A 26416-nucleotide genomic window follows, 5' to 3' on the forward strand; every position below is an offset into this window, starting at 1 on the left:
TGCGTTACTGCAGGCGCGTCGGCGCGCCGACCAGCTGCACCACCACCAGCCGCACGTTCTTCTGCAGCGCCGAGATCGCCTGCCGGTCGCCCGACAGGTGCTTCAGCAGGCACTGCTGGAACAGGCCATCGAAGGTCGCGTAGATCACGCCGGCCGGCAGGCGCAGCGGCTCGCCGGCCAGTTCGGCGAAGCGCGACATCACGCGCCACATCATCTTCTCGAGGCTCTTGTCGATCTCCGCCACGTCGGTGCGGAAGCCCTCGTCGAACAGCGATTGCGCGCGCAGGTCGTACCACAGGCGGTGCAGCGGCGCTTCGCGGCGCACCGTCTCGCCGAGGACGGCCAGGAAGCCCGTCATCAGCTCGTCGAAGCTGGTGGCCTCCGCCGTCACCTGGTCGTAGCGCACGACGCAGCGTGCCTTGTACTGGCGCATGCTGCACAGGATCAGGTCGAGCTTGTCCTTGAAGTAGTAGTGCAGTACGCCGTGCGAGAACTCGGACTTCTGCGCGATCTCGCGCAGGCTGGTGCGCGCATAGCCCAGTTCGGCGAGGGCCTGCAGTGCAGCCGCGCCGAGTTCGGCTCGGCGCTCGGCGAACTTGTCGACTCGGGGGGCGGCGGCGCGGGTCATGGATCGGTACGGAGCGGTCGCGGATGCTGTTCAAGATAGCACAGCGCAGGCCCCGGTCAGTCTGCAGCACGGAGAATCTGGACAACTGTCCAAAAAATGCTTGACGCTTGTCAAGGCCACTCCTAGCATGCATCGAACGGTCGGCCTCCACGACCGACGAGGAGACAGCATGAGCAACAAGAAGCCCGTCGTCGTCTATGGCGCCTCCGGCTACACCGGCCGCCTGATCTGCGAGTACCTTCGCGAGTACGGCATCCCGTTCATCGCCGCGGGCCGCAGCGCGGACAAGCTGCAGGCGGCCATGCAGTCCAACGTGCCGGGCATCGAGACCGCCAGCTACGAGGTCGTCGAGGTGCCGCACACGGTCGCGGCGCTGACCGAGCTGTTCCGCGGCGCTTCGGTGGTGCTGAACACCGTCGGGCCGTTCGCGAAGTTCGGCCCGGAAGTGGTCGAGGCTTGCCTGGCCGCGCACTGCCACTACACCGACACCACCGGCGAGCAGGACTGGCTGATCACGCTCGACGAACAGCACGGCGCGAAGTTCGCCGCCGCCGGCCTGCTGCTGTCGCCCGGCCTGGCGCACATGTACACCACCGGCGAGATCGCTGCGCAGCTGTGTCTCGAGACGCCGGGGCTGGACACGCTCGACATCGCCGTCTTCTGGGGCGGCAGCCCGACGATCGCTTCGACGCAGACCATCCTGGTCAATGCCGCGACCTCCAAGGCCTACTACCTCGATCAGAACAAGTATGTCGAGTGGCAGCCCGACGCGGGTCTCTACAACGTGACCATCCCGGGCCAGCACGAGGCCGCGCTGGCGCTGCCCTGGGGCGGCACCTCGCATCCGGTGTGGTTCAAGCGCGATCCGCGTGTGGCCACCGTCAAGGTGCTGGGCGGCGTGTTCAACAAGCCGCTGATGCAGGGCGTGCCGCTGATCGTCGCGGCGGCGCTGAAGGCGACCGAGGGCATGAACCCCGAGGAGCGCTACGCCGCGCTGGCCCAGACGGCGGCCGGCGTGATGAACACCATGCCGCCGCGTGAGAACCCGCGGCTCAACAAGTCGGTCGACTCGGTCCACGCGTCCGGCCCGCTGGCGCGCGCGCACTGCGTGATCTTCGGCAACTGCAACTACAAGCAGACCGGCCTGCTGCAGGCGTTCGCGGCCGCGTCGCTGCTGCAGCAGGCGCCCCGGCGCGTCGGCTTCGCCTCCGGCTGCCAGGCCTTCGGACATCACGAACTGCTCGGCGCGCTGCGCAGCTTCGGCCTGGTGCAGGCGCCGATCCTGACCGTCCACCGCTAGGCCGCGCGATGCGACTGGTCGACTACCTCGACAAGGGCGCCCAGCTCGGCGTCGACGCGCCCTGCCTGACCATGGGCGACGCCGACCTGAGCTACGGCGACGTGCAGCGCATCAGTCACCGCGTCGCCCGCGGCCTGCAGCGCTCGGGCATCGCACCGGGCGACAAGGTCGCGGTGCTGTCGAGCAACCATGCGCTGGCCTTCGCCTGCGTGTTCGGCATCTCGCGCGCCGGCGCCGTGTGGTGCCCGATCAACCCGCGCAACGAGGCGAGCGAGAACCGCTACGTGCTCGACGCCTTCGACTGCGCCTGCGTGATCTTCCACAGCCATTACGGGCCGATGGTCGAGCAGATGCGCGCCGGCCTGCCCAAGCTGCGGCTGCTGGTCTGCCTCGACCAGCCGACGCCGTTCGCGGCCGGGTACGACGACTGGCTGGACGGTCTGGGCGACGCGCCGCTGCACGTCGAGCCACCCGACGACCTGGCGATGATCGCCGGCACCGGCGGCACCACCGGCAGCCCGAAGGGCGTGATGCTGACGGGCCGCAACCTCGAGACCATGTCGGCGCTGACGCTGATGGGCTATCCGTTCGACGGCCGTCCGTCCTACCTCGCGCTGGCGCCGCTGACCCACGCCGCCGGCGTGCTGTGCTTGCCGGTGATGGCGCTCGGCGGCCGCGTGGTCATCATGCCCAAGCCCGACCTCGGCGAGTTCCTCGCGCTGATCGAGCGCCACCGCGTCACCCACACCTTCCTGCCGCCGACGCTGATCTACATGCTGCTGCAGCACGAGCGGCTGGCCACGACGCGGCTCGATTCGCTGCAGTGCTTCTGGTACGGCGCGGCGCCGATCTCGGCGGCGCGGCTCGAGGAGGCGTTGACGAAGATCGGCCCGGTGATGGCGCAGCTGTTCGGCCAGACCGAGGCGCCGATGATGATCTCGATGATGTCGCCGCGCGAGCACTTCCAGGCCGACGGCTCGGTGGCGCGCGCGCGCCTGTCGTCGGCCGGCCGGCCCGGCCCGCTGGTGCAGGTGGCCACGATGGACGGCGAGGGCCGCCTGCTGCCCACCGGCGAGACCGGCGAGATCGTGGTGCGCGGCTCGCTGGTGATGGCCGGCTACTACAAGGATCCGAAGGCCAGCGCCGAGGCCGGCCGCTACGGATGGCATCACACCGGCGACATCGGCCGGCTCGATGCCGACGGTTTTCTCTACATCGTCGACCGCGCCAAGGACATGATCATCACCGGCGGCTTCAACGTCTACTCGGTCGAGGTCGAGCAGGCGTTGATGCAACACCCTGACGTGCAGGACAGCGCGGTGATCGGCCTGCCCGACGACAAGTGGGGTGAGCGCGTGGTGGCGGTGCTGCAGCTGCACGCCGGCCGCAGCGTGCAGCCCGAGGACATCCAGGCCTTCGTCAAGGCCCGCATCGGCAGCGTCAAGTCGCCCAAGCAGGTCGAGATCTGGCCCGACCTGCCGCGTTCCAAGGTCGGCAAGGTCTTGAAGAAGGACATCCGTGCCTCGTTGCTGAAGCCTGCAGAATCGAGCTGAGCCGCCGTCCCGCCACCGCATCCACCGGAGAGCCGCCATGGCCAACAGAGTCTGCATCGCCGGCGTGGGCATGATCGCCTTCGCCAAGCCCGGCGCCAGCGAGCCCTACCACCGGATGGCGGCGCAGGCCGGCCGCCAGGCGCTGGCCGACGCCGGCCTCGGCTACGACGCGCTGCAGCAGGCCTACGTGGGCTATGTCTACGGCGACTCCACGAGCGGCCAGAAGGCGGTCTACGAGCTGGGCATGACCGGCATCCCGGTGATCAACGTCAACAACAACTGTTCGACCGGCTCGACGGCGCTGTTCCTGGCTCGCCAGGCGGTGGAGAGCGGGGCCGCCGACTGCGTGCTGGCGCTCGGCTTCGAGCAGATGAAGCCCGGCGCGCTGGGCACGGTGTTCGACGACCGGCCCAGCCCCTTCGAGGACTTCGACCGCGAGGCCGAGGCGCTCGTCGGCATGCCCGAGCTGCCGCTCGCGCTGCGCTACTTCGGTGGCGCCGGCCTCGGCCACATGCAGAAGTACGGCACGCCACTGGAGGCCTTTGCCAAGATCCGCGCCAAGGCCAGCCGCCACGCTGCGCGCAACCCGCTGGCGCTGTTGCGCAAGGAGCTCAGCACCGAGGACGTGATGAGCGCGCCCATGCTCTGGCCCGGCGTGATGACGCGTCTGATGGCCTGCCCGCCCACCTGCGGCGCGGCGGCAGCGGTGCTCGTCTCCGAGGCCTACGCCAGGCAGCACGGCCTGCGCACCGACGTGACGATCCGCGCCCAGGCCATGACCACCGACCGGCCCGACACCTTCGACAGCCGCGACATGATGAAGGTGGTGGGGGCCGGCATGAGCCGCGCCGCCGCGCAGCACGTCTACGAGCAGGCCGGCATCGGCCCCGAGGACCTGGACGTGGTGGAACTGCACGACTGCTTCGCGCACAACGAGCTGATCACCTACGAGGCGCTCGGTCTGTGCCCCGAGGGTGGCGCGGCCGCCTTCATCGACGCGGGCGACAACACCTACGGCGGCCGGGTCGTCACGAATCCCTCCGGGGGTCTGCTCTCCAAGGGCCACCCGCTCGGTGCCACCGGCCTGGCGCAGTGCTACGAGCTGACCCACCAGCTGCGCGGTACGGCCGAGCAGCGCCAGGTCGACGGCGCGCGCGTCGCGCTGCAGCACAACCTGGGTCTGGGCGGCGCCTGCGTCGTGACCTTGTACGAGGCGAGCGCCTGAGTCCGCGGCCGGCGCGGCGCCAGCGCTGACGAGGCGGCGTCGCACCCGGCGCGGCCGCGCGCCGGGATACTCCGGTCATGCTGCGCCGCTTCGTCACCGACTTCTCGCTCTCCGCCGCCACCGCCGGCTTCGTGGCCACGCTGGTCGGCTTCACGAGCTCGGTCGCGATCGTGTTCCAGGCCGCGCAGGCCTTCGGCGCGACGCCGGCGGAAACCAGCTCGTGGATGTGGGCGCTGGGGCTCGGCATGGGCCTGACGACGCTGCTGCCGTCGCTGCGGTGGCGCCAGCCGGCGATCACGGCCTGGTCGACGCCGGGCGCGGCGCTGCTCGCGACGGCCGGCGCGGGCTACACGATGGCGGACGCGGTGGGGGCCTTCCTCGTCTGCGCCGCCCTCATCACGCTGGCCGGCGTCACCGGCTGGTTCGAGCGGGTCATGAGCCGCATCCCGGTCGCGCTGGCGTCGGCGCTGCTGGCCGGCGTGCTGGCGCGCTTCGGCATCGAGGCCTTCGCCGCGGCGCGCACCGCGCTGCCGCTGGTGCTGCTGATGCTGGCGTTCTACCTGATCGGCCGGCGTTGCTGGCCGCGCTACGCGATCGTGGGCGTGCTGGTGGTGGCGACCGGTTTCGTCGCTTTCCAGGGCCGGCTGCACACCGAGGCCGTTTCGTGGTCGCTCGCGCAGCCGGTCTTCACCGCGCCGCGCTTCAGCCTCGCGGCGACCGTGAGCCTGGCGTTGCCGCTGTTCATCGTCACCATGGCTTCGCAGAACCTGCCGGGCGTCGCCGCGATCCGCGCCGCCGGCTATGCGATGCCGGTGTCGCGGCTGATCGCGATCACCGGCGCGGCGACCTTGCTGCTGGCGCCGTTCGGCGCCTTCGCGATGAACCTGGCGGCCATCACCGCGGCCATCTGCATGGGCCGCGAGGCGCACGAGGAGCCGGCGCGACGTTACGTGGCCGCCGCCGTCTGCGGCCTGCTGTACTGCGTGATCGGCGTGTTCGGTGCGGCGGTCACCGGCGTGCTGACGGCCTTTCCGCACGAGCTGGTGGTCGCGATCGCCGGCTTCGCGCTGCTCGGCACGATCGCCAACGCGCTGGCGGTGGCCTTGCGCGACGAGGGGCACCGCGAGGCGGCGCTGATCACTTTCCTGGTCACGCTGTCGGGCGTCACGATCGCGGGCATCGGCGCGGCCTTCTGGGGCGTGGTCGCCGGCACGATCGCGCTCGTTGTGCAACAGTGGCGCAAGACCTGAGTCTTCCGAAGGACGCTTTCGATGCAACTGCTCTTCATCGCCGACCCGCTGGACCACTTCAAGACCTACAAGGACACCACGTTCTCGATGATGCGCGAGGCGGCGGCGCGCGGCCACACGCTGCTGGCCTGCGAGCCCCGGCACGTGATGTGGGCGCGCGGCGGCGTGGTGAGTGCGCGCATGCAGGCGTTCACGCTCACCGGCGATGCGAAGGACTGGTACCGCACGGACGGCGCGGCGCAGCAGCGTCCGCTGAAGGAGGTCGACGCGGTGCTGATGCGCAAGGACCCGCCGTTCGACAGCGAGTACTTCTACGCCACCCACCTGCTGGAGCAGGCCGAGCGCGAGGGCGCGCGCGTGTTCAACGCGCCGCGCGCGCTGCGCGACCACCCGGAGAAGCTGGCGATCCTGGAGTTCCCGGACCTGATCGGTCCGACGCTGGTCACGCGCGACGCCGCCGACATCCGTGCCTTCCACGCCGAGCACCGCGACATCATCCTGAAGCCGCTCGACGGCATGGGCGGCATGGGCATCTTCCGGGTTCGCGAGGACGGACTGAACCTCGGCAGCATCACCGAGACGCTGAACAAGTTCGGCGCGCAGACCGTGATGGTGCAGCGCTTCCTGCCCGAGATCGCGCAGGGCGACAAGCGCATCCTGCTGATCGGCGGCGAGCCGGTGCCGTTCAGCCTGGCGCGCATCCCGCAGGGCAGCGAGGTGCGCGGCAACCTGGCCGCCGGCGGCAAGGGGGTGGCGCTGCCGCTCAGCGCGCGCGATCGCGAGATCGCCGAGACGCTCGGCCCGGTGCTGGCCGCGCGCGGTCTGCTGCTAGTGGGGCTGGACGTGATCGGCGACTGCCTGACCGAGATCAACGTCACCAGCCCGACCGGCTTCCAGGAGATCACGCAGCAGACCGGCTTCGACGTGGCCCGGCGCTTCGTCGACGCGCTCGAGGCCGCGCTCGGCGCCTGATCGCCTGCGCGTACCATTCGCCCCGCGGCGCCCGACATTGCGGTCGGGCGCCGCCTTTCATTCATGGCCCTGCTGACCCTCTCCAATGCCCACCTGGCCTATGGCCACGTCGCCCTGCTCGACCACACCGGTTTCTCGCTCGAAGCCGGAGAGCGCGTCGGCCTGATCGGCCGCAACGGCACCGGCAAGTCCTCGCTGCTGAAGATCATCGCCGGGCTCGAGAGACCCGACGACGGCACGCTGCAGCTGCAGCAGGGCCTGCGGCTCGCGCTGGTGGCGCAGGAGCCGGTGCTGGACCCCGAGTCCAGCGTGTTCGACGCGGTGAGCGTCGGCCTTGCCGAGGTGAAGGCGCTGCGCGAGCGCTACGAGGCGCACGATGCGCACGACGACCTCGACGCGATCCAGACCCGCATCGAGGCGATGGACGGCTGGACCTGGGAGCAGCGCGTCACCGAGACGCTGGAGCGGCTGCAGCTCGCGCCCGACGCGCGGGTCGGCCCGCTGTCGGGCGGCACGAAGAAGCGCGTGGCGCTGGCGCAGGCACTGGTCGCCGCGCCCGACGTGCTGCTGCTCGACGAGCCGACCAACCATCTGGACCTCGACGCGATCCGCTGGCTGGAGGAACTGCTGAAGGCCTTCCGCGGCAGCGTGCTGCTGATCACCCACGACCGCGCCTTCCTCGATGCGGTGTCGACCCGCATCGTCGAGCTCGACCGCGGCGTGCTGCGCAGCTACCCCGGCAATTTCGCGGCCTACGAGGCCACCAAGCAGCGCGAGCTGGCCGACGAGGCGCTCTACAACGCGCGCCAGGAGAAGCTGCTCGCGCAGGAGGAGGTGTGGGTGCGCCAGGGCGTCGAGGCGCGGCGCACCCGCAGCGTCGCCCGCATCAAGCGGCTGGAGGTGCTGCGTGCGCAGCGCGCGGCGCGGCGCGACTCGGTGGGCCGCGTCTCGCTCGAGGTCGATGCCGGCTCGCGCAGCGGCAAGATCGTTGCGGAGCTCGAGGGCGTGAGCAAGGCCTATGGCGACAAGACCATCGTGCGCGACTTCAGCGCCACGCTGCTGCGCGGCGACAAGGTCGGCCTGATCGGCGCCAACGGTGCTGGCAAGACCACGCTGCTCAAGCTCATCCTCGGCACGCTGGCGCCCGACAGCGGCACGGTGCGCACCGGCAGCAACCTGCAGGTGGCCTACTTCGACCAGATGCGCGAGGTGCTGAACCTCGATGCGACGCTGGCCGACACCATCAGTCCCGGCAGCGAGTGGGTCGAGATCGCCGGCCAGCGCAAGCACGTGATGAGCTACCTGGGCGACTTCCTGTTCGCGCCGGCGCGCGCCAACTCGCCGGTGCGCAGCCTGAGCGGCGGCGAGCGCAACCGCCTGCTGCTGGCGCGGCTGTTCGCCAAGCCGGCCAACGTGCTGGTGCTCGACGAGCCGACCAACGACCTCGACATCGACACGCTGGAACTGCTGGAAGAGCTGCTGCAGACCTACCCCGGCACGGTGTTCCTCGTCAGCCACGACCGGCGCTTCCTCGACAACGTGGTCACCAGCACCATCGTCCATGAAGGCGAGGGGCGCTGGCGCGAGTACGAGGGCAGCGTCGAGGACTGGTTGCTGCAGGCCGAGCGCGCGCGTGCGCTGCAGGCGACCGCGGCCAGGCGCGCCGGTGCGGCGCCATCCGTCGTGGCGGCCCCCGCGCCGGTCGCCGCCGCGCCGGTGAAGCGCGCCAAGCTCAGCTTCAAGGAGCAGCGCGAACTCGACGCGCTGCCGGCGCGCATCGAAGCGCTCGAAGCGGAGCAGCGCACGCTGGGCGAACAGCTCGGCGGCACGGCCCTCTACGCCGAGGCGCCGCAGCGCGTGGCCGAGGTGCAGGCGCGCTATGCCCGTATCGAGGACGAGCTGATGGCGGCGCTGGAACGCTGGGAAGTGCTGGGCAGCCGCTGAGCCCTCAGGGGCGCCGCCTGCCGGCGGCTACCACTTGCCGAGATTGCTGAACCAGGAGTCGCCGCTGGCGCTCGGGTGGGTGCGGCTGACGATCAGCCCGGCCTGCAGGTACAGGCCGTTGAGCAGCCGCGAGGCGCGTTCGCGGTCGAAGCCCGGCCAGGCGGCCAGCGCGCGCAACGAGATCGGTTCCTGCCGCAGCCGGCCGACCGCGGCGGCCAGCGCGCCGCTCAGGACGGTCGGCGTGGCGAGATCCGGCGCGACCCGGTAGACGGCCGGCCCGGCCAGCTCGGGCAGCAGCTCGTGGCGCGGGCCGTGCAGCGCCATGTGCCACAGCAGCGGGCCCAGCGGATGGCACATCTCGGCCGGCGCGGCCATGTCGTCGCGGCCACGGTTCGGCGCGTGCAGCAGCGCCTGCTCGACCTGCAGCAACTGCACCGTGTCGAAGCGCGTCGCATACAGGGCCTCAAGCGGCAGGGGCGTGTGGAACAGGTGCTCGCGGGGGAACACCGTCAGCGGCAGCACATGGCCGTCGCGGTCGAGGTGCAGCGCCATGTCCTGGGCGTGGCGCAGGCAGGCAGCCAGCACCTCCAGCACCTCGGCGCCGTTGTCATGGCTCTCGAAACGCTGCAGGTCGGCCATCAGCGAGGGGCTCAGCGCGGCGTAGCGCGAGCCGCCTTCGCTGGAGGTGCTGCCGCCACCGCCGCCGCCCATGGCCCGCTGGAACGTGCTGACCCGCCAGAGTTCCGGTTCGCCGAAGGGGATGGTGGGCTCGTCCATGCGTGGCGGCAATTGTAAGTGTCTGTACGCCGAGCGGGCCGTCGCAAGGCTTGCAAGTGCCGTGCGCGCGCTCAGGCGCGCGCGCCGCGGCGCTGCAGTTCGGTGCGGCGGCGGTCCAGCGCGCGCCAGAACGCGGGGTCCTGAGAGGTCGCGACGTTGATGCGCATCAGCCCGCTCGGCCGCCGCGTGGCGTGGAACAGCGAGCCGGGCGCGATCAGCCAGCCGTCGTCGAGCAGGGCCAGGGCCAGCCGGTCGGTGTCGACACCGGTGTCGAGCCAGGCGAACAGGCCCTGCGGCGGAGCGGCCGGCGTGCAGCCGTGGCGTTGCGCCAGGTCGATGCTGCGCGCGCGTGCGGTGTCGAGCCGGACCACCACACGCTCGGCATGGCGGCGCAGCGCGCCTTGCTCCAGGCAGACCGCGACGGCCTGCTCGGTCAGCACCGGCGTCGTCAGCGACGTCAGCAGCTTCACATCGACCAGCCGCTGCACCAGGGCCGGCGGCGCGGCGATGTAGCCGACCCGCCAGCTTGGCGCGAGGATCTTCGAGAACCCCGAGATGTAGATGCTGCGCTGCAGGCCGTCGAGCGCGCCGACGCGTGGCGCGTGCGCCGGGGCCAGCCAGGCGTAGGTGTCGTCCTCGACGATGTGGAAGTCGTGCGCCTGCGCCAGCGTCAGCAGCTGGTGGGCGCCGGCCAGCGACAGCGTGGAGCCGGTCGGGTTGTGCAGGACCGAGACGGTGACGTAGAGCCGTGGCCGGTGCGCCTCGATCAGGCGCCGCATCACCGCCAGATCGGGGCCGTCGGCGCCGCGCGGTACCGGCAATACGCGCATGCCGAGCTGGGCCAGGCGGGCGAACTCCACGGCCCAGCCCGGCTCGTCGACCAGCACCGCGTCGCCCGGCGCGAGCAGGGTGCGCGAGACGATGTCGAGCGCCTGTGTCGCGCCCAGCGTCGTGACGATCTGCGCGGGCTCGGCGGCGATGCCGAGGTCGGCCAGGCGCAGCGACAGCGCCGCGCGCAGCCGGCCGTCGCCTGCCGGATCGCCGTAGTGCAGCGCGTGGCCCGCCAGCCCGTCGCCCTGGCTCACGCGACGCAGCGCGCCGCCGAGCAGGGCGAGATCCAGCCACTCGGGCGGCAGCGTGCCCAGGCCGGGCGAGGGCCGGGCGCCGGGGTGGTGGAACATGCTGCGGATCAGGGCGGTCGCGTCGACCGGCGCGACCGGACGGCTCTCCGCCGGGGCCGCGGCCCGCGTGCTGCGTGCCGGCGCGACAGCATTGCGCACGAAGAAGCCGCGCTGACGACGGGCCTCGATCAGTCCCTGGGCAAGCAGCTGATCGTAGGCGGCCACCACGGTGTGCGGGCTCACGCCATGCCGCTGCGCGCAGTCGCGCACCGACGGCAGGCGGGCGCCGGGCGCCAGCAGGCGGCTGCGGATGCGCTCGGCGTAGCGCTCGGCGAGTTGCTCGGTCAGCGTGGTGGTGGCGTCACGGGTCAGCATGGCGGCGTGTGTCGTCGGTAGCGCCAGTACAGATTGGCGGTTGACGCGAGATTCTGTACTGTTGGTGTATTGGTTCGGAGCGTACAGTGCTTTCGCATGCCGACACAAGCCCTGCCCGTGAATGCCGCTGGTTCCACCGCCCGCCACCGCGACGAAGTGCGCGGCCTGTGGCTCGGACTGCTGGGCGTGGTGATCTTCGCGATCACGACGCCGATGACGCGGCTTGCGGTCGGCGATGTCGGCGACCCGCAGCTTACGCCGCTGTTCGTCACCGCCGGGCGGGCTGCGGTGGCCGGGCTGCTGTCGGCGCTGTGGTTGTGGGCCGCGCGCGCACCGCGGCCGCAGCGGCATCAGCTGCGCGAGTTCGCGGTCACCGCCAGCGGCGTCGTGATCGGCTTCCCGCTGTTCCTGGCGCTGGCGTTGCGCGAGGTGGCGGCGATCCATGCTGCCGTCATCACGGGCGTGCTGCCGCTCGGCACCGCGGTGGTCGCGGTGCTGGCGCTGCGGCAGCGGCCCTCGCGCGGGTTCTGGGTCTGCGCGCTGGCCGGTTGCGGCCTGGTGCTCGGCTACGCCGCGCTGCAGGGCGGCGGGCGCCTGAGCCTGGCCGACGGCCTGCTGCTGATCGCGGTGGCGAGCGGCTCCGTCGGCTATGTCTACGGCGCGCGGCTGTCGACCGCGATGCGGCCCGAGCAGGTGATCTGCTGGGTGCTTGTCGGCGCGCTGCCGCTCACGCTGCCGCTGACGCTGTGGGCTGCCGCCAGCGTGGATTTCAGTGCAGTGCGCGGCGGCGCCTGGCTGGGCTTCGGTTATGTGGCGCTGTTCTCGATGTGGCTGGGCTTCTTCGCCTGGTACCGCGGCCTCGCGCTCGGCGGCACCGTGCGCGTGAGCCAGGTGCAGCTGCTGCAGCCCTTCGTGTCGATGCTGGCCGCGGTGCCGCTGCTGGGCGAGCGGCTCGACGCGCTGACCCTGGCCTTCGCGCTCGCGGTGATCGCCACGGTGTTCATCGGCAAGCGCATGCCGGTGCGGGGGGCGGCATGAGGACGCTCGGCGTGCTCGGCGGCATGAGCTGGGAATCCACGCTGATCTATTACCGCGATCTCAACCGCGGCGTCGCGCAGCGCCTCGGGGGCCTGCACAGTGCATCGCTGCGGCTGCACAGCCTCGACTTCGAGCCGATCGCGGCGATGCAGCGCGAGGGCCGCTGGGACGCTGCGGCCGAGCAGCTGGCGGTGGGCGCCTGCGGATTGCGCGATGCCGGGGCCGAGGGGCTGCTGATCGCCAGCAACACGATGCACCGCGTGGCGCCGACGGTGCAGCAGGCCTGCGGTCTGCCCCTGCTGCACATCGGCGACGCGATCGGTGCGGCGCTGCGGGCGGCGGGCCTGACGCGCATCGGGCTGCTGGGCACGCGCTTCACGATGGAGCAGGACTTCCTGCGCGACCACCTGCGGCAGCGCCACGGCATCGAGATGCAGGTGCCGGGCGAGGCCGACCGGGCCACGCTGCAGCAGCTGATCTTCGACGAGCTGTGCCGCGGCATCGTGCGCAACGCCTCGCGGCAAGCGACCCTGTCGATGGTCGACCGGCTGGCCGCCGACGGCGCGCAGGGCGTCGTGCTCGGTTGCACCGAGCTGGGCCTGCTGCTCGATCCCGCCGCGCTGCCGCTGCCCGGCTTCGACAGCACGCGGCTGCACGTGCAGCAGGCGCTGGACTGGATGCTCGACGACACCCCTGGAGGAGACCCCCGATGACCTGGACCCTGGCGCGGCGCACCGAGCGCATGAATCCTTCCGCGATCCGCGAGATCCTGAAACTGGCCGAACGGCCCGGCGTGCTGTCGCTGGCCGGCGGCCTGCCGTCGCCGGACGGCTTCCCGGTCGAGGCGCTGCGCGAGGCGACGGCCCGGGTGCTGCGCGACACCCCGCGGGAGGCGCTGCAGTACGCCGCGAGCGAAGGCTACGGGCCGCTGCGCGAGTGGGTCGCGGCCCGGCTGGGCAACGACGGCATCGTGGTCGAGCCCGGGCAGGTGCTGGTCACCACCGGCTCGCAGCAGGGGCTGGACCTGGTCGGCAAGCTGCTGATCGATGCCGGCAGCGCGGTCGCGGTGGAGACGCCCACCTACCTGGGCGCGCTGCAGGCCTTCGCGCCCTGCGAGCCGGCGTTCGCCGCGCTCGCTTCCGACGACGAGGGCCCGAAGCCCGAGGCCCTGGCCGGCGCCGCGGGCGCGCGCTTCGCCTACCTGTTGCCGAACTTCCAGAACCCGACCGGGCGGGTGATCTCCGAGGCCCGCCGCGAGGCCCTGGTGGCCGCGGCGCAGGCGGCTGCGCTGCCGCTGGTCGAGGACAACCCCTATGGCGAGCTGTGGTTCGACGCCCCGCCGCCGGCGCCGCTGGCCGCGCGCTGGCCGCAGGGCACGATCTACCTCGGCTCGTTCTCGAAGATCCTCGCGCCCGGCCTGCGGCTGGGCTATGTGGTGGCCCCGCCAGCGCTGTACCCGAAGCTGCTGCAGGTCAAGCAGGCGGCCGACCTGCACACGCCGGGCTTCAACCAGCGCATCGTCCACGAGGTCGTGCGCGACGGCCTGCTCGATCGCCACGTGCCGACCGTGCGCGCGCGCCACACCGCGCAGCGCGACGCGATGGCCGCGGCGCTGCGCGAGCACCTGCCTGCCGGCACCGAATGGCAACCGCCGCGCGGCGGCATGTTCTTCTGGCTGCGGCTGCCGCCCGGGCTGGACGCGACGGCACTGCTGCCGCGCGCTATCGCCGCCGGCGTGGCCTACGTGCCGGGTGCGCCCTTCCATGCCGGCCAAGCCGATGCGCGCACGCTGCGGCTGAGCTTCGTCACGCTGACGCCAACGCAGCTGCACACCGCGATCGCCACGCTCGGGCGCGTGGTGCACGAGGCACTGGCCGAGCAGGTCGGGTCGGCGCTCTCGCTGAGGAGGGCCGCATGAGCACGAACCCCGCACGCCGCTTCGCGCAGGTCGACGTGTTCACCGCCGAGCCGTTGCGCGGCAACGCCGTCGCGGTCGTATTCGACGCCGAGGGCCTGGACGACGCGCAGATGCAGGCCTTCGCGCGCTGGACCCAGCTCAGTGAGACCACCTTCCTGTTGCCGCCCACCGATCCGGCCGCCGACTACCGCCTGCGCATCTTCACCCCGGCCGAGGAACTGCCGTTCGCCGGCCATCCCACGCTCGGCAGTTGCCACGCCTGGCTCGAGGCCGGCGGCCGGCCGCGGACCGATGAGGTGGTGCAGGAATGCGGCGTCGGCCTCGTGCGCATCCGGCAGGATGGCGCGCGGCTGGCGTTCGCCGCGCCACCGCTGCGCCGCAGCGGTGCGGTCGACGACGCCACGCGGGCGCAGATCGCCCGCGCCCTGCGCGTCGACGCCAGCGAGCTGCTGGCGACGCAATGGGTCGACAACGGGCCGGGCTGGGTGGCCGCGCTGTTGCCCAGCGCCGCGGCCGTGCTGGCGCTCGAACCCGACTACGCGGCGATGCTGCCGCTCAACCTCGGCGTGATCGGAGCCCAGGCGCCGGGGCACGACACCGCCTTCGAGGTGCGCGCCTTCGTGCCCTCGCTCGGCGTGCCCGAGGACCCCGTCACCGGCAGCCTGAACGCCGGCCTGGCGCAGTGGCTGATCGGCGCCGGTCTGGCGCCGGCGCGCTACGTCGCGAGCCAAGGGAGCCGGCTCGAGCGCGCGGGGCGGGTGCACGTGGATCAGGTCGGTGCGGACCTCTGGGTCGGCGGCGACTCGGTGACCTGCATCGTCGGCAGCTTGCGGCTGTGAGCCGCACGACGCAGGCGGCGCGGTGTAAATTCGCCGGGCGATGACCAGTCCCGGCATTGAACTGCTCTCACCGGCCACGCCGGAGCTGCTGGAAGCCACCCGGCAGATCTTCCGCGAGTACGCCGAGGCGCTCGGCATCGACCTGTGCTTCCAGAATTTCGATGCCGAGCTGGCGGCGCTGCCGGGCGACTACGCCGAGCCCGCCGGCGTGCTGCTGCTGGCCTACTGCGACGGTGAACTGGCCGGCTGCGGCGCGTTGCGGCCGCTCCCCGAGTCCGACGAGGCGAACGCCTGCGAGATGAAGCGTCTCTACGTGCGTCGCGCCTTCCGCCGTTTCGGGCTGGGGCGGCTGCTCGCCCAGGCACTGATCGATCGCGCACGCAGCCGCGGGTATTCGGCGATGCTGCTCGACACGCTCGACGACATGGAGGCCGCGCGAGAACTGTACGCCTCGCTCGGCTTCGAGGAGGTACCACCCTACTACTACAACCCGATTCCCGGCGCACACTACCTGCGGGTCGGGCTCGAAGGGTCCGGCTCGCTGTACTGAGTCCCGGGTCGGTGGTTGGAGTGTCGAGGCGGCGCCGTCGTGCCGCCGGGGAGACCGCGATGAACGCCTTCAAGCAGCTGTTGCAGAACCCGGCCCGTGGTGTCGACGCGCACCCGCGCGCCAGCCATCAGCGCGTGCCGCTCGGCACCTGGGTCATGTCGGCCAGCCCGCTGGTGGCCGAGGCCATCGGCCATGCCGGCTTCGACTGGGCGGTGCTCGACATGGAGCACTCGCCGCTCGAGCTGCCGGGCGTGGTGCAGATGCTGCAGGCCCTGGCCACGACCAAGCTGGTGCCGATCGTGCGCCTGCCCGCGAACGACGCGGTGCTGTTCAAGCGCCTGCTCGATGCGGGCGCCAGCACCTTGATGGTGCCGTTCGTCCAGAGCGCCGCCGAGGCCCGGCGCGCCGTGGCGGCCACGCGCTATCCGCCGCTCGGCCTGCGGGGCGTGGCCGGCATGAGCCGCGCCACGCGCTACGGCACGCTGCGCCTCGACACGCAGGCGGCCGACGCGGGCGTGGCGCTGATCCTGCAGCTCGAGACGCCGCAGGCGCTCGACGCACTGGAGGAGATCGCCGCGGTCGAGGGCGTCGATGCGCTGTTCATCGGGCCGGCCGATCTTTCGGCGGCCATGGGGCATGGCGGCAATGCACGGCACCCGGCGGTGCAGAAGCTGGTAGCGCAGGCTGCGGAGCGCGCGCGTGCGGCGGGCATTCCGATCGGCACCTTGGCCGGCACGCCGGAAATGGCCACCCAGGTCCGCGCAGCCGGGTTCGATTTCGTCGGCCTGGGGTCCGACCTCGGATTGCTGGTGCATGCGGCGCAGGCCTCGCTGCACGCGCTGCGCACGCCGGATGCCGCGGCGGTGCACTCGCTCCACGTCGGGACGCACGCCTACTGACCCGAGGGAGGGCTGCGGCCGAAGCAGGCCGGGCGGCTGGCCCCTTAACACGGCAGCGGGCGTCCGTCGAGAGGCTATCGCGCACGCGAATCGGCGGATTCGGCGAGGGTTGAAAGCTCCGGGTTATCACGTACACTCCCGGGGTTTTGCCGAATCTGACCTGTCCGAATATGAGCGAGCGCGCTTCCACCGATGTGCGCAACGCCTGGCCCGGACCGGGGACAGCTGAGGACGAAGACGCGCCCTTCAAGACCCTGAGCCCCGAAGAAGCCCAGGCTCTGAGGGCCAAGCACCCTCCGGTTTCACCCTGGCGGGTGATCGCGGCCCAGGCCGCGGTCGGCTTGGTGGTGGCGGCCCTGATCGGGCTGGCCACGCAGCGCAGCGAGTTGGCCTGGTCGGCGCTTTACGGCGCCGCGGCCGTGGTGGTGCCGGGCGCGCTGTTGGCGCGCGGCATCACCCGCCTCGCGGGGGCAGGAGTGGGCGCCGCGGCGTTCAGCTTCATGCTCTGGGAGGCGGTGAAGGTGGGTTTGGCAGTGGCCATGCTGGCGGCTGCCACGAAGGTCGTGCCGGGTTTGAGCTGGCCAGCGCTGCTGGTCGCCATGCTCGTGTGCATGAAGGTCAACTGGTTGGCGCTGCTCTGGCAGGGCCGGGTGAAGAACGAAGCGGGACGAGACTGACTCATGGCGGCCGAAGGAAATCTTGCGGGACACGGACCCACTGCCGGTGAATACATCGGGCACCACCTGAAGCACCTGCAGAGCCACGAGCAGACCAGCATCGTGGACTTCTCGGTGTTCAACGTCGACTCGCTGTTCTGGTCGATCCTGCTCGGCGTCGTCGGCCTGTTCTTCATGTGGCGTGTCGCCAAGGGCGTGACCGCCGGCGTGCCGGGTCGCACTCAGGCCGCTGTCGAGCTGCTGCTCGAGATGGTGGACAACCAGGCCAAGTCCATCATCCACAACGCCACCTCGCGCAAGTTCGTCGGCCCGCTGGCGCTGACCGTGTTCATCTGGATCTTCCTGATGAACTCGATGGACTTTCTGCCCGTGGACCTGATCCCGCGCATCTGGGAAGCGATCTACGGCGCGGCCGGCCACGACCCGCACCACGCCTACATGCGCGTCGTGCCGACCGCCGACCTGTCGACCACGCTCGGCCTGTCATGCGGTGTGCTGCTGGTCTGCATCTACTACAACATCAAGATCAAGGGGCTCGGCGGCTGGGTGCACGAGCTCTTCGCAGCGCCGTTCGGCGACAAGTGGTTCCTGTATCCGTTCAATTTCGCGATGCAGATCATCGAGTTCCTCGCGAAGACGGTGTCGCATGGCATGCGGCTGTTCGGCAACATGTATGCCGGCGAACTGCTGTTCATGCTGATCGCGCTGATGGGGGGCGTCGGCTTCGCCTCCGGCACCGGCATCGCGATGTGGATCGGCCACATCCTGGCCGGCACCGCCTGGGCGATCTTCCACATCCTGATCGTCGCCCTGCAGGCCTTCATCTTCATGATGCTGACCCTGGTCTATGTCGGTCAGGCGCACGACGCCCACTGACCGCTCGCGCTCGATTCGTTCTTCTTTCTCTCACTACAACCACCCCTCTGAAGGAGTCACCATGGAACACGTTCTCGGTTTTGTTGCCCTCGCCGCCGGCCTGATCATCGGTCTGGGTGCCATCGGCGCCTGCATCGGCATCGGCATCATGGGCAGCAAGTACCTGGAATCTGCCGCCCGTCAGCCCGAGCTGATGAACGAACTGCAGACCAAGATGTTCCTGCTCGCCGGCCTGATCGACGCGGCCTTCCTGATCGGCGTCGGTATCGCGATGATGTTCGCGTTCGCCAACCCCTTCGTGCTGAAGTAATCCGGCCGTCCCTCCAACCGCACTAGAAAGGTGTTGCCGTGAGTCTGAACGCAACGCTCTTCGCGCAGCTGGTGGTGTTCTTCATCCTGGCGTGGTTCACGATGAAATTCGTGTGGCCGCCCATCACGAAGGCGCTGGACGAGCGCGCGAGCAAGATCGCCGACGGCCTGGCCGCGGCCGACCGTGCCAAGACCGAGCTGGCCTCGGCCAACAAGCGGGTCGAGGAACAGCTTGCCTCGGTACGTGACGAGAATGCGCGCCGCCTGGCCGATGCCGAGAAGCGCGCCCTCGCGATCGTCGAGGACGCCAAGAAGCGCGCCACCGAGGAAGGCAGCAAGATCGTCGCCGCCGCCAAGTCGGAAGCCGAGCAGCAGCTGGTACAGGCGCGCGAGACCCTGCGCGAGCAGGTCGCCGCGCTGGCCGTCAAGGGCGCCGAGCAGATCCTCAAGCGCGAAGTCAACGCCGGTGTCCACGCCGAGTTGCTGTCGCGTCTGAAGACGGAGCTCTGACGATGGCTGAACTCGCAACCATCGCGCGCCCCTACGCCGAGGCCCTGTTCCGCGCCGCGCCGAAGGGCGAGGCGGCCGGCTGGGCCGAGCAGGTGGCCGCGCTCGGCGCGGTCGCTGCCGACCCGGTGCTGCGGCAGTTCGCCGACAGCCCGAAGGTGGCGGCCCAGCAGGTCTTCGATCTCGTGGCCGGCGTCACCAAGCAGACGCTGGTGCCGGGCGTGCAGAACCTGCTGCGCGCCATGATCGAGAACGGGCGCCTGTCGGCGCTGCCCGAGGTCGCCGCGCAGTTCCACGCGCTGGTCAACGCGAGTTCGGGCGTTTCCGACGCCATCGTCTACAGCGCCTTTCCCATCGAGCCGGCCGCACTGGCCGACCTGGTGGCGACGCTGGAGAAGCGCTTCGGACGCAGGCTGTCCGCCACGGTGCAGCTCGAGCCAGAGCTGATCGGTGGTGTCCGGGTGGTGGTCGGCGACGAGGTGCTCGACACCTCGGTCAAGGCCCGTCTCGAGCACATGAAGGTCGCGCTGACCGCCTGAGCCGTATTTGAATCAATCCGCCCGGAGGCGCGAGTCGTCGGGTTCGGTCGTCGACGCCGCAGGGCGCCTGAAGAGACTGGGAGCTAGCCATGCAACTGAATCCCGCTGAAATTTCCGAACTGATCAAGAGCCGCATCGAGGGGCTCGGCGCCTCGTCGGACATCCGCAACCAGGGCACCGTGGTGTCGGTGACCGACGGCATCGTGCGCGTGCACGGCCTGTCGGAGGTGATGGCCGGCGAAATGCTGGAGTTCCCCGCCACCAAGGACGGACAGGCCACCTTCGGTCTCGCGCTGAACCTCGAGCGTGACTCGGTCGGCGCCGTGATCCTGGGCGAGTACGAGCACATCTCCGAAGGCGACACGGTCAAGTGCACCGGCCGCATCCTGGAAGTGCCGGTCGGCCCGGAGCTGATCGGCCGCGTGGTCAATGCGCTGGGTCAACCGATCGACGGCAAGGGCCCGATCAATGCCAAGATGACCGACGTGATCGAGAAGGTCGCGCCGGGCGTGATCGCACGGAAGTCGGTGGACCAGCCGGTGCAGACCGGCCTGAAGTCGATCGACTCCATGGTGCCGGTGGGCCGTGGCCAGCGCGAGCTGATCATCGGTGACCGCCAGACCGGCAAGACCGCGGTGGCGATCGACGCGATCATCAACCAGAAGGGTCAGAACATGACCTGCGTCTACGTCGCGATCGGGCAGAAGGCCTCGTCGATCAAGAACGTGGTGCGCTCGCTCGAAGCGGCTGGTGCGATGAGCTACACGATCGTCGTGGCGGCCTCGGCCTCGGAATCGGCGGCGATGCAGTACGTGTCGGCCTACTCGGGCTGCACGATGGGCGAGTACTTCCGCGACCGCGGCGAAGACGCGCTGATCATCTATGACGACCTGTCCAAGCAGGCGGTCGCCTACCGTCAGGTCTCGCTGCTGCTGCGCCGCCCGCCGGGCCGCGAAGCCTATCCCGGCGACGTGTTCTATCTCCACAGCCGTCTGCTCGAGCGCGCCGCGCGCGTGAACGCCGACTACGTCGAGAAGTTCACCAAGGGCGCCGTCAAGGGCAAGACCGGTTCGCTGACCGCGCTGCCGATCATCGAGACCCAGGCCGGTGACGTTTCGGCCTTCGTGCCGACCAACGTGATCTCGATCACCGACGGCCAGATCTTCCTCGAGACCAACCTGTTCAACGCCGGCATCCGTCCCGCGATCAACGCCGGTATCTCGGTGTCGCGCGTGGGGGGCGCCGCCCAGACCAAGCTGGTTAAGGGCCTGTCGGGCGGCATCCGGACCGACCTCGCGCAGTACCGTGAACTGGCGGCCTTCGCGCAGTTCGCCTCCGACCTGGACGATGCCACCCGCAAGCAGCTCGACCGCGGCGCGCGCGTGACCGAGCTGCTCAAGCAGCAGCAGTACCAGCCGCAGCCGATCAGTCTGATGGCCGCGACGCTGTACTCGGTGAACAAGGGTTTCCTCGACGACGTCGATGTCAAGAAGGTGCTCGCCTTCGAATCGGGCCTGCACCAGTTCCTGAAGACCAGCCACGCTGCGCTGCTGAAGAAGCTCGAGGACAGCAAGGCGCTGGACAAGGACAGCGAAGCCGAGCTTGCCGCCGCCATCGGTGCCTTCAAGAAGTCCTTCGCGTAAGCGCCTGACCCTCTCACGACAAGGAGCGCGCGATGGCAGCCGGCAAGGAAATACGCGGCAAGATCAAGAGCGTCGAGAACACCAAGAAGATCACCAAGGCCATGGAAATGGTCGCGGCTTCGAAGATGCGCAAGGCGCAGGAGCGCATGCGTGCGGCCCGGCCCTACGCGGACAAGATCCGCAACATCACGGCCAACCTCGCGCAGGCCAACCCCGAGTACACCCACCCCTTCATGGCGGTGAGCGCGACGGCCGCCAAGACCGCGGGCTTCGTCGTCGTCACCACCGACAAGGGGCTGTGCGGCGGCCTGAACACCAACGTGCTGCGTGCCGTCACCGGCAAGCTGCGCGAGCTGGAGTCGCAGGGCAGCAAGGCCGAGGCGGTGGCGATCGGCAACAAGGGCCTGGGCTTCCTGAACCGCATCGGCGCCAAGGTGGTGTCGCACGCCACCCAGCTGGGCGACGCACCGCACCTGGAGCGGCTGATCGGGCCGGTCAAGGTGCTGCTCGACGCCTACGCCGAGGGCAAGCTCAATGCCGTCTACCTCTGCTACACCCGCTTCATCAACACGATGAAGCAGGAGCCGGTGGTCGAGCAACTGCTGCCGCTGGCCTCCGACAAGCTGAAGGCCGACGCCGGCGAGCACGGCTGGGACTACCTCTACGAGCCCGACGCCAAGACCGTCATCGACGACCTGCTGCTGCGCTTCGTGGAGGCGCTGATCTACCAGGCGGTGGCCGAGAACATGGCGTCGGAACAGTCGGCGCGCATGGTCGCGATGAAGGCCGCGACCGACAACGCGGGCACGCTGATCGGCGAGCTCAAGCTGGTCTACAACAAGACCCGCCAGGCGGCGATCACCAAAGAGCTTTCAGAGATTGTGAGCGGCGCGGCCGCGGTGGGCTGATGACGGCCCGACGCACCCGCAGACGCAACGCAAAGACTATTGATTGAAGGAACTGAAAAATGGCGAACACTCAAGCAGCCGTCGGCAAGATCGTCCAGTGCATCGGCGCTGTCGTGGACGTGGAGTTCCCGCGGGACCAGATGCCGCGTGTCTATGACGCGCTGAAGATGGAAGGCTCGGCCCTGACGCTCGAGGTGCAGCAGCAGCTCGGCGACGGCGTGGTCCGTACCATCGCGCTGGGCTCGTCCGACGGCCTGCGCCGCGGCCTGATGGTCAGCAACACCGGCGCGGCGATCACCGTGCCGGTCGGCAAGGCCACGCTGGGCCGCATCATGGACGTGCTGGGCAGCCCGATCGACGAGCGCGGTCCGGTCAGCGCCGAGCTGAGCATGCCGATCCACCGCAAGGCGCCCGCCTACGACGAGCTGAGCCCGTCGCAGGAGCTGCTCGAGACGGGCATCAAGGTGATCGACCTGATCTGCCCGTTCGCCAAGGGCGGCAAGGTCGGCCTGTTCGGCGGCGCCGGCGTCGGCAAGACCGTGAACATGATGGAGCTGATCAACAACATCGCCAAGGCCCACTCGGGGCTGTCGGTGTTCGCCGGCGTCGGCGAGCGCACCCGCGAGGGCAACGACTTCTATCACGAGATGTCGGACTCGAAGGTCGTGGTCCAGGAGGACCTGACGCAGTCGAAGGTCGCGATGGTCTACGGCCAGATGAACGAGCCCCCGGGCAACCGTCTGCGCGTGGCGCTGACCGGCCTGACGATCGCCGAGTCCTTCCGCGACGAAGGCCGCGACGTGCTGTTCTTCGTCGACAACATCTACCGCTACACGCTGGCCGGGACCGAAGTGTCCGCGCTGCTGGGCCGGATGCCGTCGGCGGTGGGCTACCAGCCGACGCTGGCCGAGGAGATGGGCCGCCTGCAGGAACGCATCACGTCCACGAAGGTCGGCTCGATCACCTCGATCCAGGCTGTGTACGTGCCGGCGGATGACCTGACCGACCCCTCGCCCGCGACCACCTTCGCCCACCTGGACGCCACCGTGGTGCTGTCGCGCGACATCGCCTCGCTGGGCATCTACCCCGCGGTGGATCCGCTGGACTCGACCTCGCGCCAGATCGACCCGAACGTGGTCGGCGAAGAGCACTACAACACCACGCGTGCCGTGCAGCAGGTGCTGCAGCGCTACAAGGAACTGCGCGACATCATCGCCATTCTCGGCATGGACGAACTGGCGCCGGAAGACAAGCTGGCCGTGGCGCGCGCCCGCAAGATCCAGCGCTTCCTGTCGCAGCCCTTCCACGTGGCCGAAGTCTTCACCGGCTCGCCGGGCAAGTACGTGCCGCTGAAGGAAACCATCCGCGGCTTCAAGATGATCGTGGCCGGCGAGTGCGACTCGCTGCCGGAGCAGGCCTTCTACATGGTGGGCACCATCGACGAAGCCTTCGAAAAGGCGAAGAAGATCCAGTAAGCAGCGCATTCGGGCCGGGCGCGGCGTTGCCGTGCTCACCGGGCAGGAAGCCCGGTTCCGCGCGGCGCCTTGCTCCCGACCCGACTGCTTGCTTTCTGAACCTTCTTCAACACGCTAAGGAATACCGAGCATGGCAACGATTCATGTCGACGTGGTTTCCGCCGAGGCCTCGATCTTCTCGGGCGAAGCGAAGTTCGTCGCGCTGCCCGGCGAAATGGGCGAGCTCGGCATCTATCCGCGCCACACCCCGCTGATCACGCGCATCAAGCCGGGTGCGGTGCGGGTGGAGCGTGCCGACAACGGCGAGGAAGAGTTCGTGTTCGTGGCCGGCGGCATTCTCGAGGTGCAGCCGGACCGTGTCACGGTGCTGGCCGATACCGCGATCCGCGGTCACGACCTCGACGAGGCCAAGGCCGAGGAGGCCAAGAAGGCCGCCGAAGAGGCGATGAAGAACGCGAAGAGCGACATCGACTTCGCCAAGGCCCAGGGCGAGTTCGCAGCCATGGCCGCGCAGATCGCCGCGCTGCGCAAGTTCCGCAAGAAGTAAGGCGAGGAGGGCGGGGCGACGGGCTGTGTCGCCGCCGGCCCGCTCACGACACCAGGCCCGCCGTGTGCGGGCCTTGTCGCTTCTTCAGGGCCGGCTGAACCGCTCCAGCACGCTGCCCAGGTCGCCCAGCCCGGAACTGCCGATGTCCGACAGCTGGCCATTGGGCGTGAGCTTGTCCACCACCTGCGGCAGCAATTGCGACAGCTGACCAGCCGCCTCGCCCGGAGGCAGGCCCAGCTGCTGGGCGAACTGCGACAGCATGTCGCTGCCCAGCACATCCTGCAGTTGGCTGGCCGACACCGGCAGGTTCTGGCCGGTGCCGACCCAGGAGGCGATCAGGTCGCCCAGGCCGCCCTGCTGGAACTGCTGCACCAGGCCGTCGAGCCCGCCGCCGCCCTGCCCGCCGCGCGCCAGCATCGCGATCACCGCCTGCAGTGCGTCGCCTTGCCCGTTCGCCTGGGAGCCGCCCAGGGCTCCGATCACCGAGTCCAGCAAACCCATCACGTGCTCCCGCGGGGACCGTCCCCGCGCCGATTGTGAGGCCCGCAGGCGAGCGGCGGCGCAGAGCCCCTCGGCAGCGTACGGTGCCCGCGCGGGCGCGCCCCTCAGCCGAACAGCGCCGCCACGGCGGCCAGCACGGTGAGCGCCGCGGTTTCCGCACGCAGCACCCGCGGGCCGAGCGTGATCGGCTGCAGGCCGGCCGCGCGCGCCTGCGCATCCTCGGTGTCGCAGAGGCCGCCTTCGGGCCCGCTCAGGAACAGCAGGCCTTGCCCGGCCCGCAGGGCCGGCGGCAGGGCCTCGACGAACGGACGCGAGCCCTCGGCCAGGCTCAGCACGAAGCGCGCCTCGGTCGCATCGGGCCGCAACGCGCGTTGCCACTCGCCGAAGGCACGCACCGGCAGCAGACGCGGCAGCGTGGCGCGGCCGCACTGCTCGGCCGCGGCGCTCGCCACGCCCTGCCAGTGCGCCAGCTTCCTGTCGGCGCGCTCGCCGCTCAGGCGCAGCACCGAGCGCTCGCAGACGAGCGGCTGCAAGGTCGACACGCCCAGCTCGGTGGCCTTCTCGACCAGCCAGTCCATGCGTTCGTTGGCGGGCATGCCGACCGCCAGCGTGATCGGCAGCGGCAGCTCTCGGTCCACCGGTTGCGAGGCGCCAACGCGGACCCGGACCTCGCTGCGGCCCATCTGCAGCACCCGGGCCTCCCATTCGCTGCCGCGGCCGTCGAACAGTGTGAGGCCGTCGCCCGGCTGCAGCCGCAGCACCTGCACGTGGCGTGCGGCAGCGGCGGGCAAGGGCGCCTCCAGGCCATCGGCCAACGGCAGGTCGACGAGAAAGCGTGGCACCTTCGACCCTCGCTCAGAATGTGTAGCCGCTCTCTCGCTGCGTCCCGGCGAGCTGCTCCAGCAGATGCGCCAGCGGGCCCAGGCCGTTGTAGCGGCTGGCCACGCGGTGCGCGTAGCGCCACACCAGCGGCAGGGCCTTGAGGTAGCCGTCCTTGCCGTCGCGGTGCGAGAGTCGCGCGAAGATGCCCAGCACCTTCAGATGACGCTGCAGCCCCATCCATTCGAAGTCACGCCAGAAATTGCCGAAGTCGGCGTCCAGCGGCAGGCCTGCCTTGCGACCGCGTTCCCAATAGCGCACCGCCCAGTCGAGCTGGGTGGACTCGTCCCACTCGACGTAGGCGTCACGCAGCAGGGACGCGAGGTCGTAGCTGATCGGGCCCCACACGGCGTCCTGGAAATCCAGCAGGCCCGGTGGGCCGCCCGGCTCGCGCGGCAGCATCAGGTTGCGCGAGTGATAGTCGCGGTGCACCAGCACGGCGGGCTGCACGGTGCAGGCGTCGAGGATCAGCGCGAAACAGCGTTGCAGCTGCGCGAGCGCCTTGTCGTCGAGCCGCTGCCCGCAGTGGCGCTCGATGTACCAGGTGGGGAAGAGGTCGAGCTCGCGCTGCAGCAGCGCGCGGTCGTAGTTCGGGACCCGGGCCTGCGCATCGATGCGCTGCAACTGCACCAGTGCGTCGAGCGCGGCCAGGTAGAGCGCGTTGGACTGCACGGGGTCCGCGCGCTGGATCGCCTCGAGGTAGGTGGTGGCGCCCAGGTCGCTGAGCAGCATGAAGCCGTGCGGCTCGTCCCAGTTCAGCACCTCGGGCGCTGCGAGGCCGCCGCCGCGCAGCAGCGCGGCCACGCCGACGAACGGCCGGCAATCCTCGTGGGCCGGGGGCGCGTCCATCACGATGCGCGGGCCGTCGCGACCGTCGATGCGGAAGTAGCGCCGGAAGCTGGCGTCGGCACTGGCGGCGCGCAGACTGCCGACCACCAGGCCGTGGGCCGCCGCCTGCGCGTTCAGCCAGTCCATGAAGGCGTGCTGCCGGGCGGGGTCGGTCCAGCGGATCGGTTCGGGTGTGGTCACGGTGTGTCGGCGCGGCGGCCCCGCGGTCCTGCGGTACGGCAGCCTCCGGAACGAAGGCGCGTGGAATAATCAGATTCTACAAACCGCATGCAAGGTGGCGTCGCCGTGGCGCTGCTCGGGCGGCCGCGGCGCGCCGC

27 protein-coding genes are annotated in these 26416 nt (G+C 70.3%); 21 read left to right on the top strand and 6 right to left on the bottom strand.

The genetic code is table 11. The features are described from left to right. Window positions 1-4: 4 nt before the first annotated feature. Window positions 5-628 (bottom strand): TetR/AcrR family transcriptional regulator, encoded by a 624-nt coding sequence (locus C1M51_RS10125; protein ID WP_129449501.1) that lies wholly within the window; start codon window positions 626-628, stop codon window positions 5-7. A 169-nt stretch (window positions 629-797) separates the two neighbouring features. Between C1M51_RS10125 and C1M51_RS10130 the strand changes: the two genes are divergently transcribed. The 6 genes from C1M51_RS10130 (at window position 798) to C1M51_RS10155 (ending at window position 8872) form a co-directional block, all read left to right on the top strand. Beyond that, entirely contained in the window at window positions 798-1928 is a 1131-nt protein-coding gene (locus C1M51_RS10130) for a DUF5938 domain-containing protein (RefSeq protein WP_129449503.1), read from the top strand. A gap of 8 nt (window positions 1929-1936) precedes the next feature. Beyond that, window positions 1937-3481, top strand: a complete 1545-nt coding sequence (locus tag C1M51_RS10135) for an AMP-binding protein (protein WP_129449504.1) — start codon at window positions 1937-1939, stop codon at window positions 3479-3481. A 37-nt stretch (window positions 3482-3518) separates the two neighbouring features. Further along, complete coding sequence (locus tag C1M51_RS10140; protein ID WP_129449506.1) at window positions 3519-4706, top strand: lipid-transfer protein; 1188 nt, start codon at window positions 3519-3521, stop codon at window positions 4704-4706. Between the two features lie 77 nt (window positions 4707-4783). Further along, window positions 4784-5956 (top strand): benzoate/H(+) symporter BenE family transporter, encoded by a 1173-nt coding sequence (locus C1M51_RS10145; RefSeq protein ID WP_129449508.1) that lies wholly within the window; start codon window positions 4784-4786, stop codon window positions 5954-5956. Between the two features lie 21 nt (window positions 5957-5977). After that, the gene (gene gshB / locus C1M51_RS10150) at window positions 5978-6928 is read left to right on the top strand and encodes a glutathione synthase (protein WP_129449510.1); all 951 of its coding nucleotides are present in this window, start codon (window positions 5978-5980) and stop codon (window positions 6926-6928) included. Window positions 6929-6991: 63 nt separating this feature from the next. Beyond that, entirely contained in the window at window positions 6992-8872 is a 1881-nt protein-coding gene (locus tag C1M51_RS10155) for an ATP-binding cassette domain-containing protein (RefSeq protein ID WP_129449512.1), read from the top strand. Window positions 8873-8899: 27 nt separating this feature from the next. Here C1M51_RS10155 and C1M51_RS10160 read toward each other — a convergent pair whose 3' ends face one another. Together C1M51_RS10160 and C1M51_RS10165 are read right to left on the bottom strand one after the other, a co-directional pair. Next, window positions 8900-9649: a hypothetical protein gene (locus C1M51_RS10160; RefSeq protein WP_129449514.1), complete on the bottom strand. Its 750-nt coding sequence runs from the start codon at window positions 9647-9649 to the stop codon at window positions 8900-8902. A 71-nt stretch (window positions 9650-9720) separates the two neighbouring features. Then, a complete protein-coding gene (locus tag C1M51_RS10165) occupies window positions 9721-11145 on the bottom strand; it encodes a PLP-dependent aminotransferase family protein (RefSeq protein ID WP_129449516.1) in 1425 nt (474 codons plus the stop codon). Window positions 11146-11241: 96 nt separating this feature from the next. Between C1M51_RS10165 and C1M51_RS10170 the strand changes: the two genes are divergently transcribed. From C1M51_RS10170 to C1M51_RS10240, 15 genes are all read left to right on the top strand, one after another. After that, the gene (locus C1M51_RS10170) at window positions 11242-12183 is read left to right on the top strand and encodes a DMT family transporter (RefSeq protein WP_129449518.1); all 942 of its coding nucleotides are present in this window, start codon (window positions 11242-11244) and stop codon (window positions 12181-12183) included. Then, window positions 12180-12896: an aspartate/glutamate racemase family protein gene (locus tag C1M51_RS10175; RefSeq protein WP_129449520.1), complete on the top strand. Its 717-nt coding sequence runs from the start codon at window positions 12180-12182 to the stop codon at window positions 12894-12896. The genes C1M51_RS10170 and C1M51_RS10175 overlap by 4 nt, the downstream gene beginning before the upstream one ends. Further along, on the top strand, window positions 12893-14101 hold the full coding sequence (locus C1M51_RS10180; RefSeq protein WP_129449522.1) for a PLP-dependent aminotransferase family protein: 1209 nt from the start codon (window positions 12893-12895) through the stop codon (window positions 14099-14101). The genes C1M51_RS10175 and C1M51_RS10180 overlap by 4 nt, the downstream gene beginning before the upstream one ends. After that, window positions 14098-14940, top strand: a complete 843-nt coding sequence (locus C1M51_RS10185) for a PhzF family phenazine biosynthesis protein (protein ID WP_129449524.1) — start codon at window positions 14098-14100, stop codon at window positions 14938-14940. The genes C1M51_RS10180 and C1M51_RS10185 overlap by 4 nt, the downstream gene beginning before the upstream one ends. Window positions 14941-14980: 40 nt before the next feature. Beyond that, entirely contained in the window at window positions 14981-15490 is a 510-nt protein-coding gene (locus C1M51_RS10190; protein WP_129449526.1) for a GNAT family N-acetyltransferase, read from the top strand. 59 nt (window positions 15491-15549) lie between these two features. Beyond that, window positions 15550-16389, top strand: coding sequence for an HpcH/HpaI aldolase/citrate lyase family protein (locus C1M51_RS10195; protein ID WP_129449528.1), 840 nt, complete (start codon window positions 15550-15552; stop codon window positions 16387-16389). 170 nt (window positions 16390-16559) lie between these two features. Then, complete coding sequence (locus C1M51_RS10200) at window positions 16560-17066, top strand: ATP synthase subunit I (RefSeq protein WP_129449530.1); 507 nt, start codon at window positions 16560-16562, stop codon at window positions 17064-17066. A gap of 3 nt (window positions 17067-17069) precedes the next feature. Next, a complete protein-coding gene (gene atpB / locus C1M51_RS10205; RefSeq protein ID WP_129449532.1) occupies window positions 17070-17942 on the top strand; it encodes a F0F1 ATP synthase subunit A in 873 nt (290 codons plus the stop codon). A 61-nt stretch (window positions 17943-18003) separates the two neighbouring features. Next, window positions 18004-18252, top strand: coding sequence for a F0F1 ATP synthase subunit C (gene atpE / locus C1M51_RS10210; protein WP_011827793.1), 249 nt, complete (start codon window positions 18004-18006; stop codon window positions 18250-18252). Window positions 18253-18290: 38 nt separating this feature from the next. Continuing rightward, on the top strand, window positions 18291-18761 hold the full coding sequence (locus C1M51_RS10215) for a F0F1 ATP synthase subunit B (protein ID WP_129449534.1): 471 nt from the start codon (window positions 18291-18293) through the stop codon (window positions 18759-18761). 2 nt (window positions 18762-18763) lie between these two features. Next, on the top strand, window positions 18764-19297 hold the full coding sequence (locus tag C1M51_RS10220; RefSeq protein ID WP_011827795.1) for a F0F1 ATP synthase subunit delta: 534 nt from the start codon (window positions 18764-18766) through the stop codon (window positions 19295-19297). An 89-nt stretch (window positions 19298-19386) separates the two neighbouring features. Continuing rightward, window positions 19387-20940 carry a F0F1 ATP synthase subunit alpha gene (gene atpA, locus C1M51_RS10225; protein ID WP_129449536.1) on the top strand — a complete coding sequence of 518 codons (1554 nt, stop codon included), beginning with the start codon at window positions 19387-19389 and terminating at the stop codon, window positions 20938-20940. A 32-nt stretch (window positions 20941-20972) separates the two neighbouring features. Then, a complete protein-coding gene (gene atpG / locus C1M51_RS10230) occupies window positions 20973-21848 on the top strand; it encodes a F0F1 ATP synthase subunit gamma (RefSeq protein WP_011827797.1) in 876 nt (291 codons plus the stop codon). Between the two features lie 59 nt (window positions 21849-21907). Further along, window positions 21908-23323 carry a F0F1 ATP synthase subunit beta gene (gene atpD / locus C1M51_RS10235; RefSeq protein WP_011827798.1) on the top strand — a complete coding sequence of 472 codons (1416 nt, stop codon included), beginning with the start codon at window positions 21908-21910 and terminating at the stop codon, window positions 23321-23323. Between the two features lie 130 nt (window positions 23324-23453). Further along, a complete protein-coding gene (locus C1M51_RS10240) occupies window positions 23454-23870 on the top strand; it encodes a F0F1 ATP synthase subunit epsilon (protein WP_011827799.1) in 417 nt (138 codons plus the stop codon). A gap of 84 nt (window positions 23871-23954) precedes the next feature. On the opposite strand, the gene C1M51_RS10245 is transcribed toward C1M51_RS10240, so the two are convergent. The 3 genes from C1M51_RS10245 to C1M51_RS10255 all read right to left on the bottom strand — a co-directional run bounded on the left by C1M51_RS10245 (window position 23955) and on the right by C1M51_RS10255 (window position 26225). Continuing rightward, window positions 23955-24371 (bottom strand): YidB family protein, encoded by a 417-nt coding sequence (locus tag C1M51_RS10245; RefSeq protein ID WP_129449537.1) that lies wholly within the window; start codon window positions 24369-24371, stop codon window positions 23955-23957. A 104-nt stretch (window positions 24372-24475) separates the two neighbouring features. Then, complete coding sequence (locus C1M51_RS10250) at window positions 24476-25213, bottom strand: 16S rRNA (uracil(1498)-N(3))-methyltransferase (RefSeq protein ID WP_129449539.1); 738 nt, start codon at window positions 25211-25213, stop codon at window positions 24476-24478. A gap of 13 nt (window positions 25214-25226) precedes the next feature. Further along, window positions 25227-26225 (bottom strand): aminoglycoside phosphotransferase family protein, encoded by a 999-nt coding sequence (locus C1M51_RS10255; protein ID WP_129452157.1) that lies wholly within the window; start codon window positions 26223-26225, stop codon window positions 25227-25229. Between the last annotated feature and the right edge of the window lie 191 nt (window positions 26226-26416).

The sequence above is a fragment of the Methylibium sp. Pch-M genome, assembly GCF_004136295.1.
GTDB classification, from domain to species: domain Bacteria; phylum Pseudomonadota; class Gammaproteobacteria; order Burkholderiales; family Burkholderiaceae_C; genus Methylibium; species Methylibium petroleiphilum.

Coding starts and splice junctions, on each gene's coding strand:
- C1M51_RS10125 (WP_129449501.1), bottom strand. CDS start 628: ATGACCCGCGCCGCCGCCCCCCGAGTCGACAAGTTCGCCGAGCGCCGA.
- C1M51_RS10130 (WP_129449503.1), top strand. CDS start 798: ATGAGCAACAAGAAGCCCGTCGTCGTCTATGGCGCCTCCGGCTACACC.
- C1M51_RS10135 (WP_129449504.1), top strand. CDS start 1,937: ATGCGACTGGTCGACTACCTCGACAAGGGCGCCCAGCTCGGCGTCGAC.
- C1M51_RS10140 (WP_129449506.1), top strand. CDS start 3,519: ATGGCCAACAGAGTCTGCATCGCCGGCGTGGGCATGATCGCCTTCGCC.
- C1M51_RS10145 (WP_129449508.1), top strand. CDS start 4,784: ATGCTGCGCCGCTTCGTCACCGACTTCTCGCTCTCCGCCGCCACCGCC.
- gshB (WP_129449510.1), top strand. CDS start 5,978: ATGCAACTGCTCTTCATCGCCGACCCGCTGGACCACTTCAAGACCTAC.
- C1M51_RS10155 (WP_129449512.1), top strand. CDS start 6,992: ATGGCCCTGCTGACCCTCTCCAATGCCCACCTGGCCTATGGCCACGTC.
- C1M51_RS10160 (WP_129449514.1), bottom strand. CDS start 9,649: ATGGACGAGCCCACCATCCCCTTCGGCGAACCGGAACTCTGGCGGGTC.
- C1M51_RS10165 (WP_129449516.1), bottom strand. CDS start 11,145: ATGCTGACCCGTGACGCCACCACCACGCTGACCGAGCAACTCGCCGAG.
- C1M51_RS10170 (WP_129449518.1), top strand. CDS start 11,242: ATGCCGACACAAGCCCTGCCCGTGAATGCCGCTGGTTCCACCGCCCGC.
- C1M51_RS10175 (WP_129449520.1), top strand. CDS start 12,180: ATGAGGACGCTCGGCGTGCTCGGCGGCATGAGCTGGGAATCCACGCTG.
- C1M51_RS10180 (WP_129449522.1), top strand. CDS start 12,893: ATGACCTGGACCCTGGCGCGGCGCACCGAGCGCATGAATCCTTCCGCG.
- C1M51_RS10185 (WP_129449524.1), top strand. CDS start 14,098: ATGAGCACGAACCCCGCACGCCGCTTCGCGCAGGTCGACGTGTTCACC.
- C1M51_RS10190 (WP_129449526.1), top strand. CDS start 14,981: ATGACCAGTCCCGGCATTGAACTGCTCTCACCGGCCACGCCGGAGCTG.
- C1M51_RS10195 (WP_129449528.1), top strand. CDS start 15,550: ATGAACGCCTTCAAGCAGCTGTTGCAGAACCCGGCCCGTGGTGTCGAC.
- C1M51_RS10200 (WP_129449530.1), top strand. CDS start 16,560: ATGAGCGAGCGCGCTTCCACCGATGTGCGCAACGCCTGGCCCGGACCG.
- atpB (WP_129449532.1), top strand. CDS start 17,070: ATGGCGGCCGAAGGAAATCTTGCGGGACACGGACCCACTGCCGGTGAA.
- atpE (WP_011827793.1), top strand. CDS start 18,004: ATGGAACACGTTCTCGGTTTTGTTGCCCTCGCCGCCGGCCTGATCATC.
- C1M51_RS10220 (WP_011827795.1), top strand. CDS start 18,764: ATGGCTGAACTCGCAACCATCGCGCGCCCCTACGCCGAGGCCCTGTTC.
- atpA (WP_129449536.1), top strand. CDS start 19,387: ATGCAACTGAATCCCGCTGAAATTTCCGAACTGATCAAGAGCCGCATC.
- atpG (WP_011827797.1), top strand. CDS start 20,973: ATGGCAGCCGGCAAGGAAATACGCGGCAAGATCAAGAGCGTCGAGAAC.
- atpD (WP_011827798.1), top strand. CDS start 21,908: ATGGCGAACACTCAAGCAGCCGTCGGCAAGATCGTCCAGTGCATCGGC.
- C1M51_RS10240 (WP_011827799.1), top strand. CDS start 23,454: ATGGCAACGATTCATGTCGACGTGGTTTCCGCCGAGGCCTCGATCTTC.
- C1M51_RS10245 (WP_129449537.1), bottom strand. CDS start 24,371: ATGGGTTTGCTGGACTCGGTGATCGGAGCCCTGGGCGGCTCCCAGGCG.
- C1M51_RS10255 (WP_129452157.1), bottom strand. CDS start 26,225: ATGGACTGGCTGAACGCGCAGGCGGCGGCCCACGGCCTGGTGGTCGGC.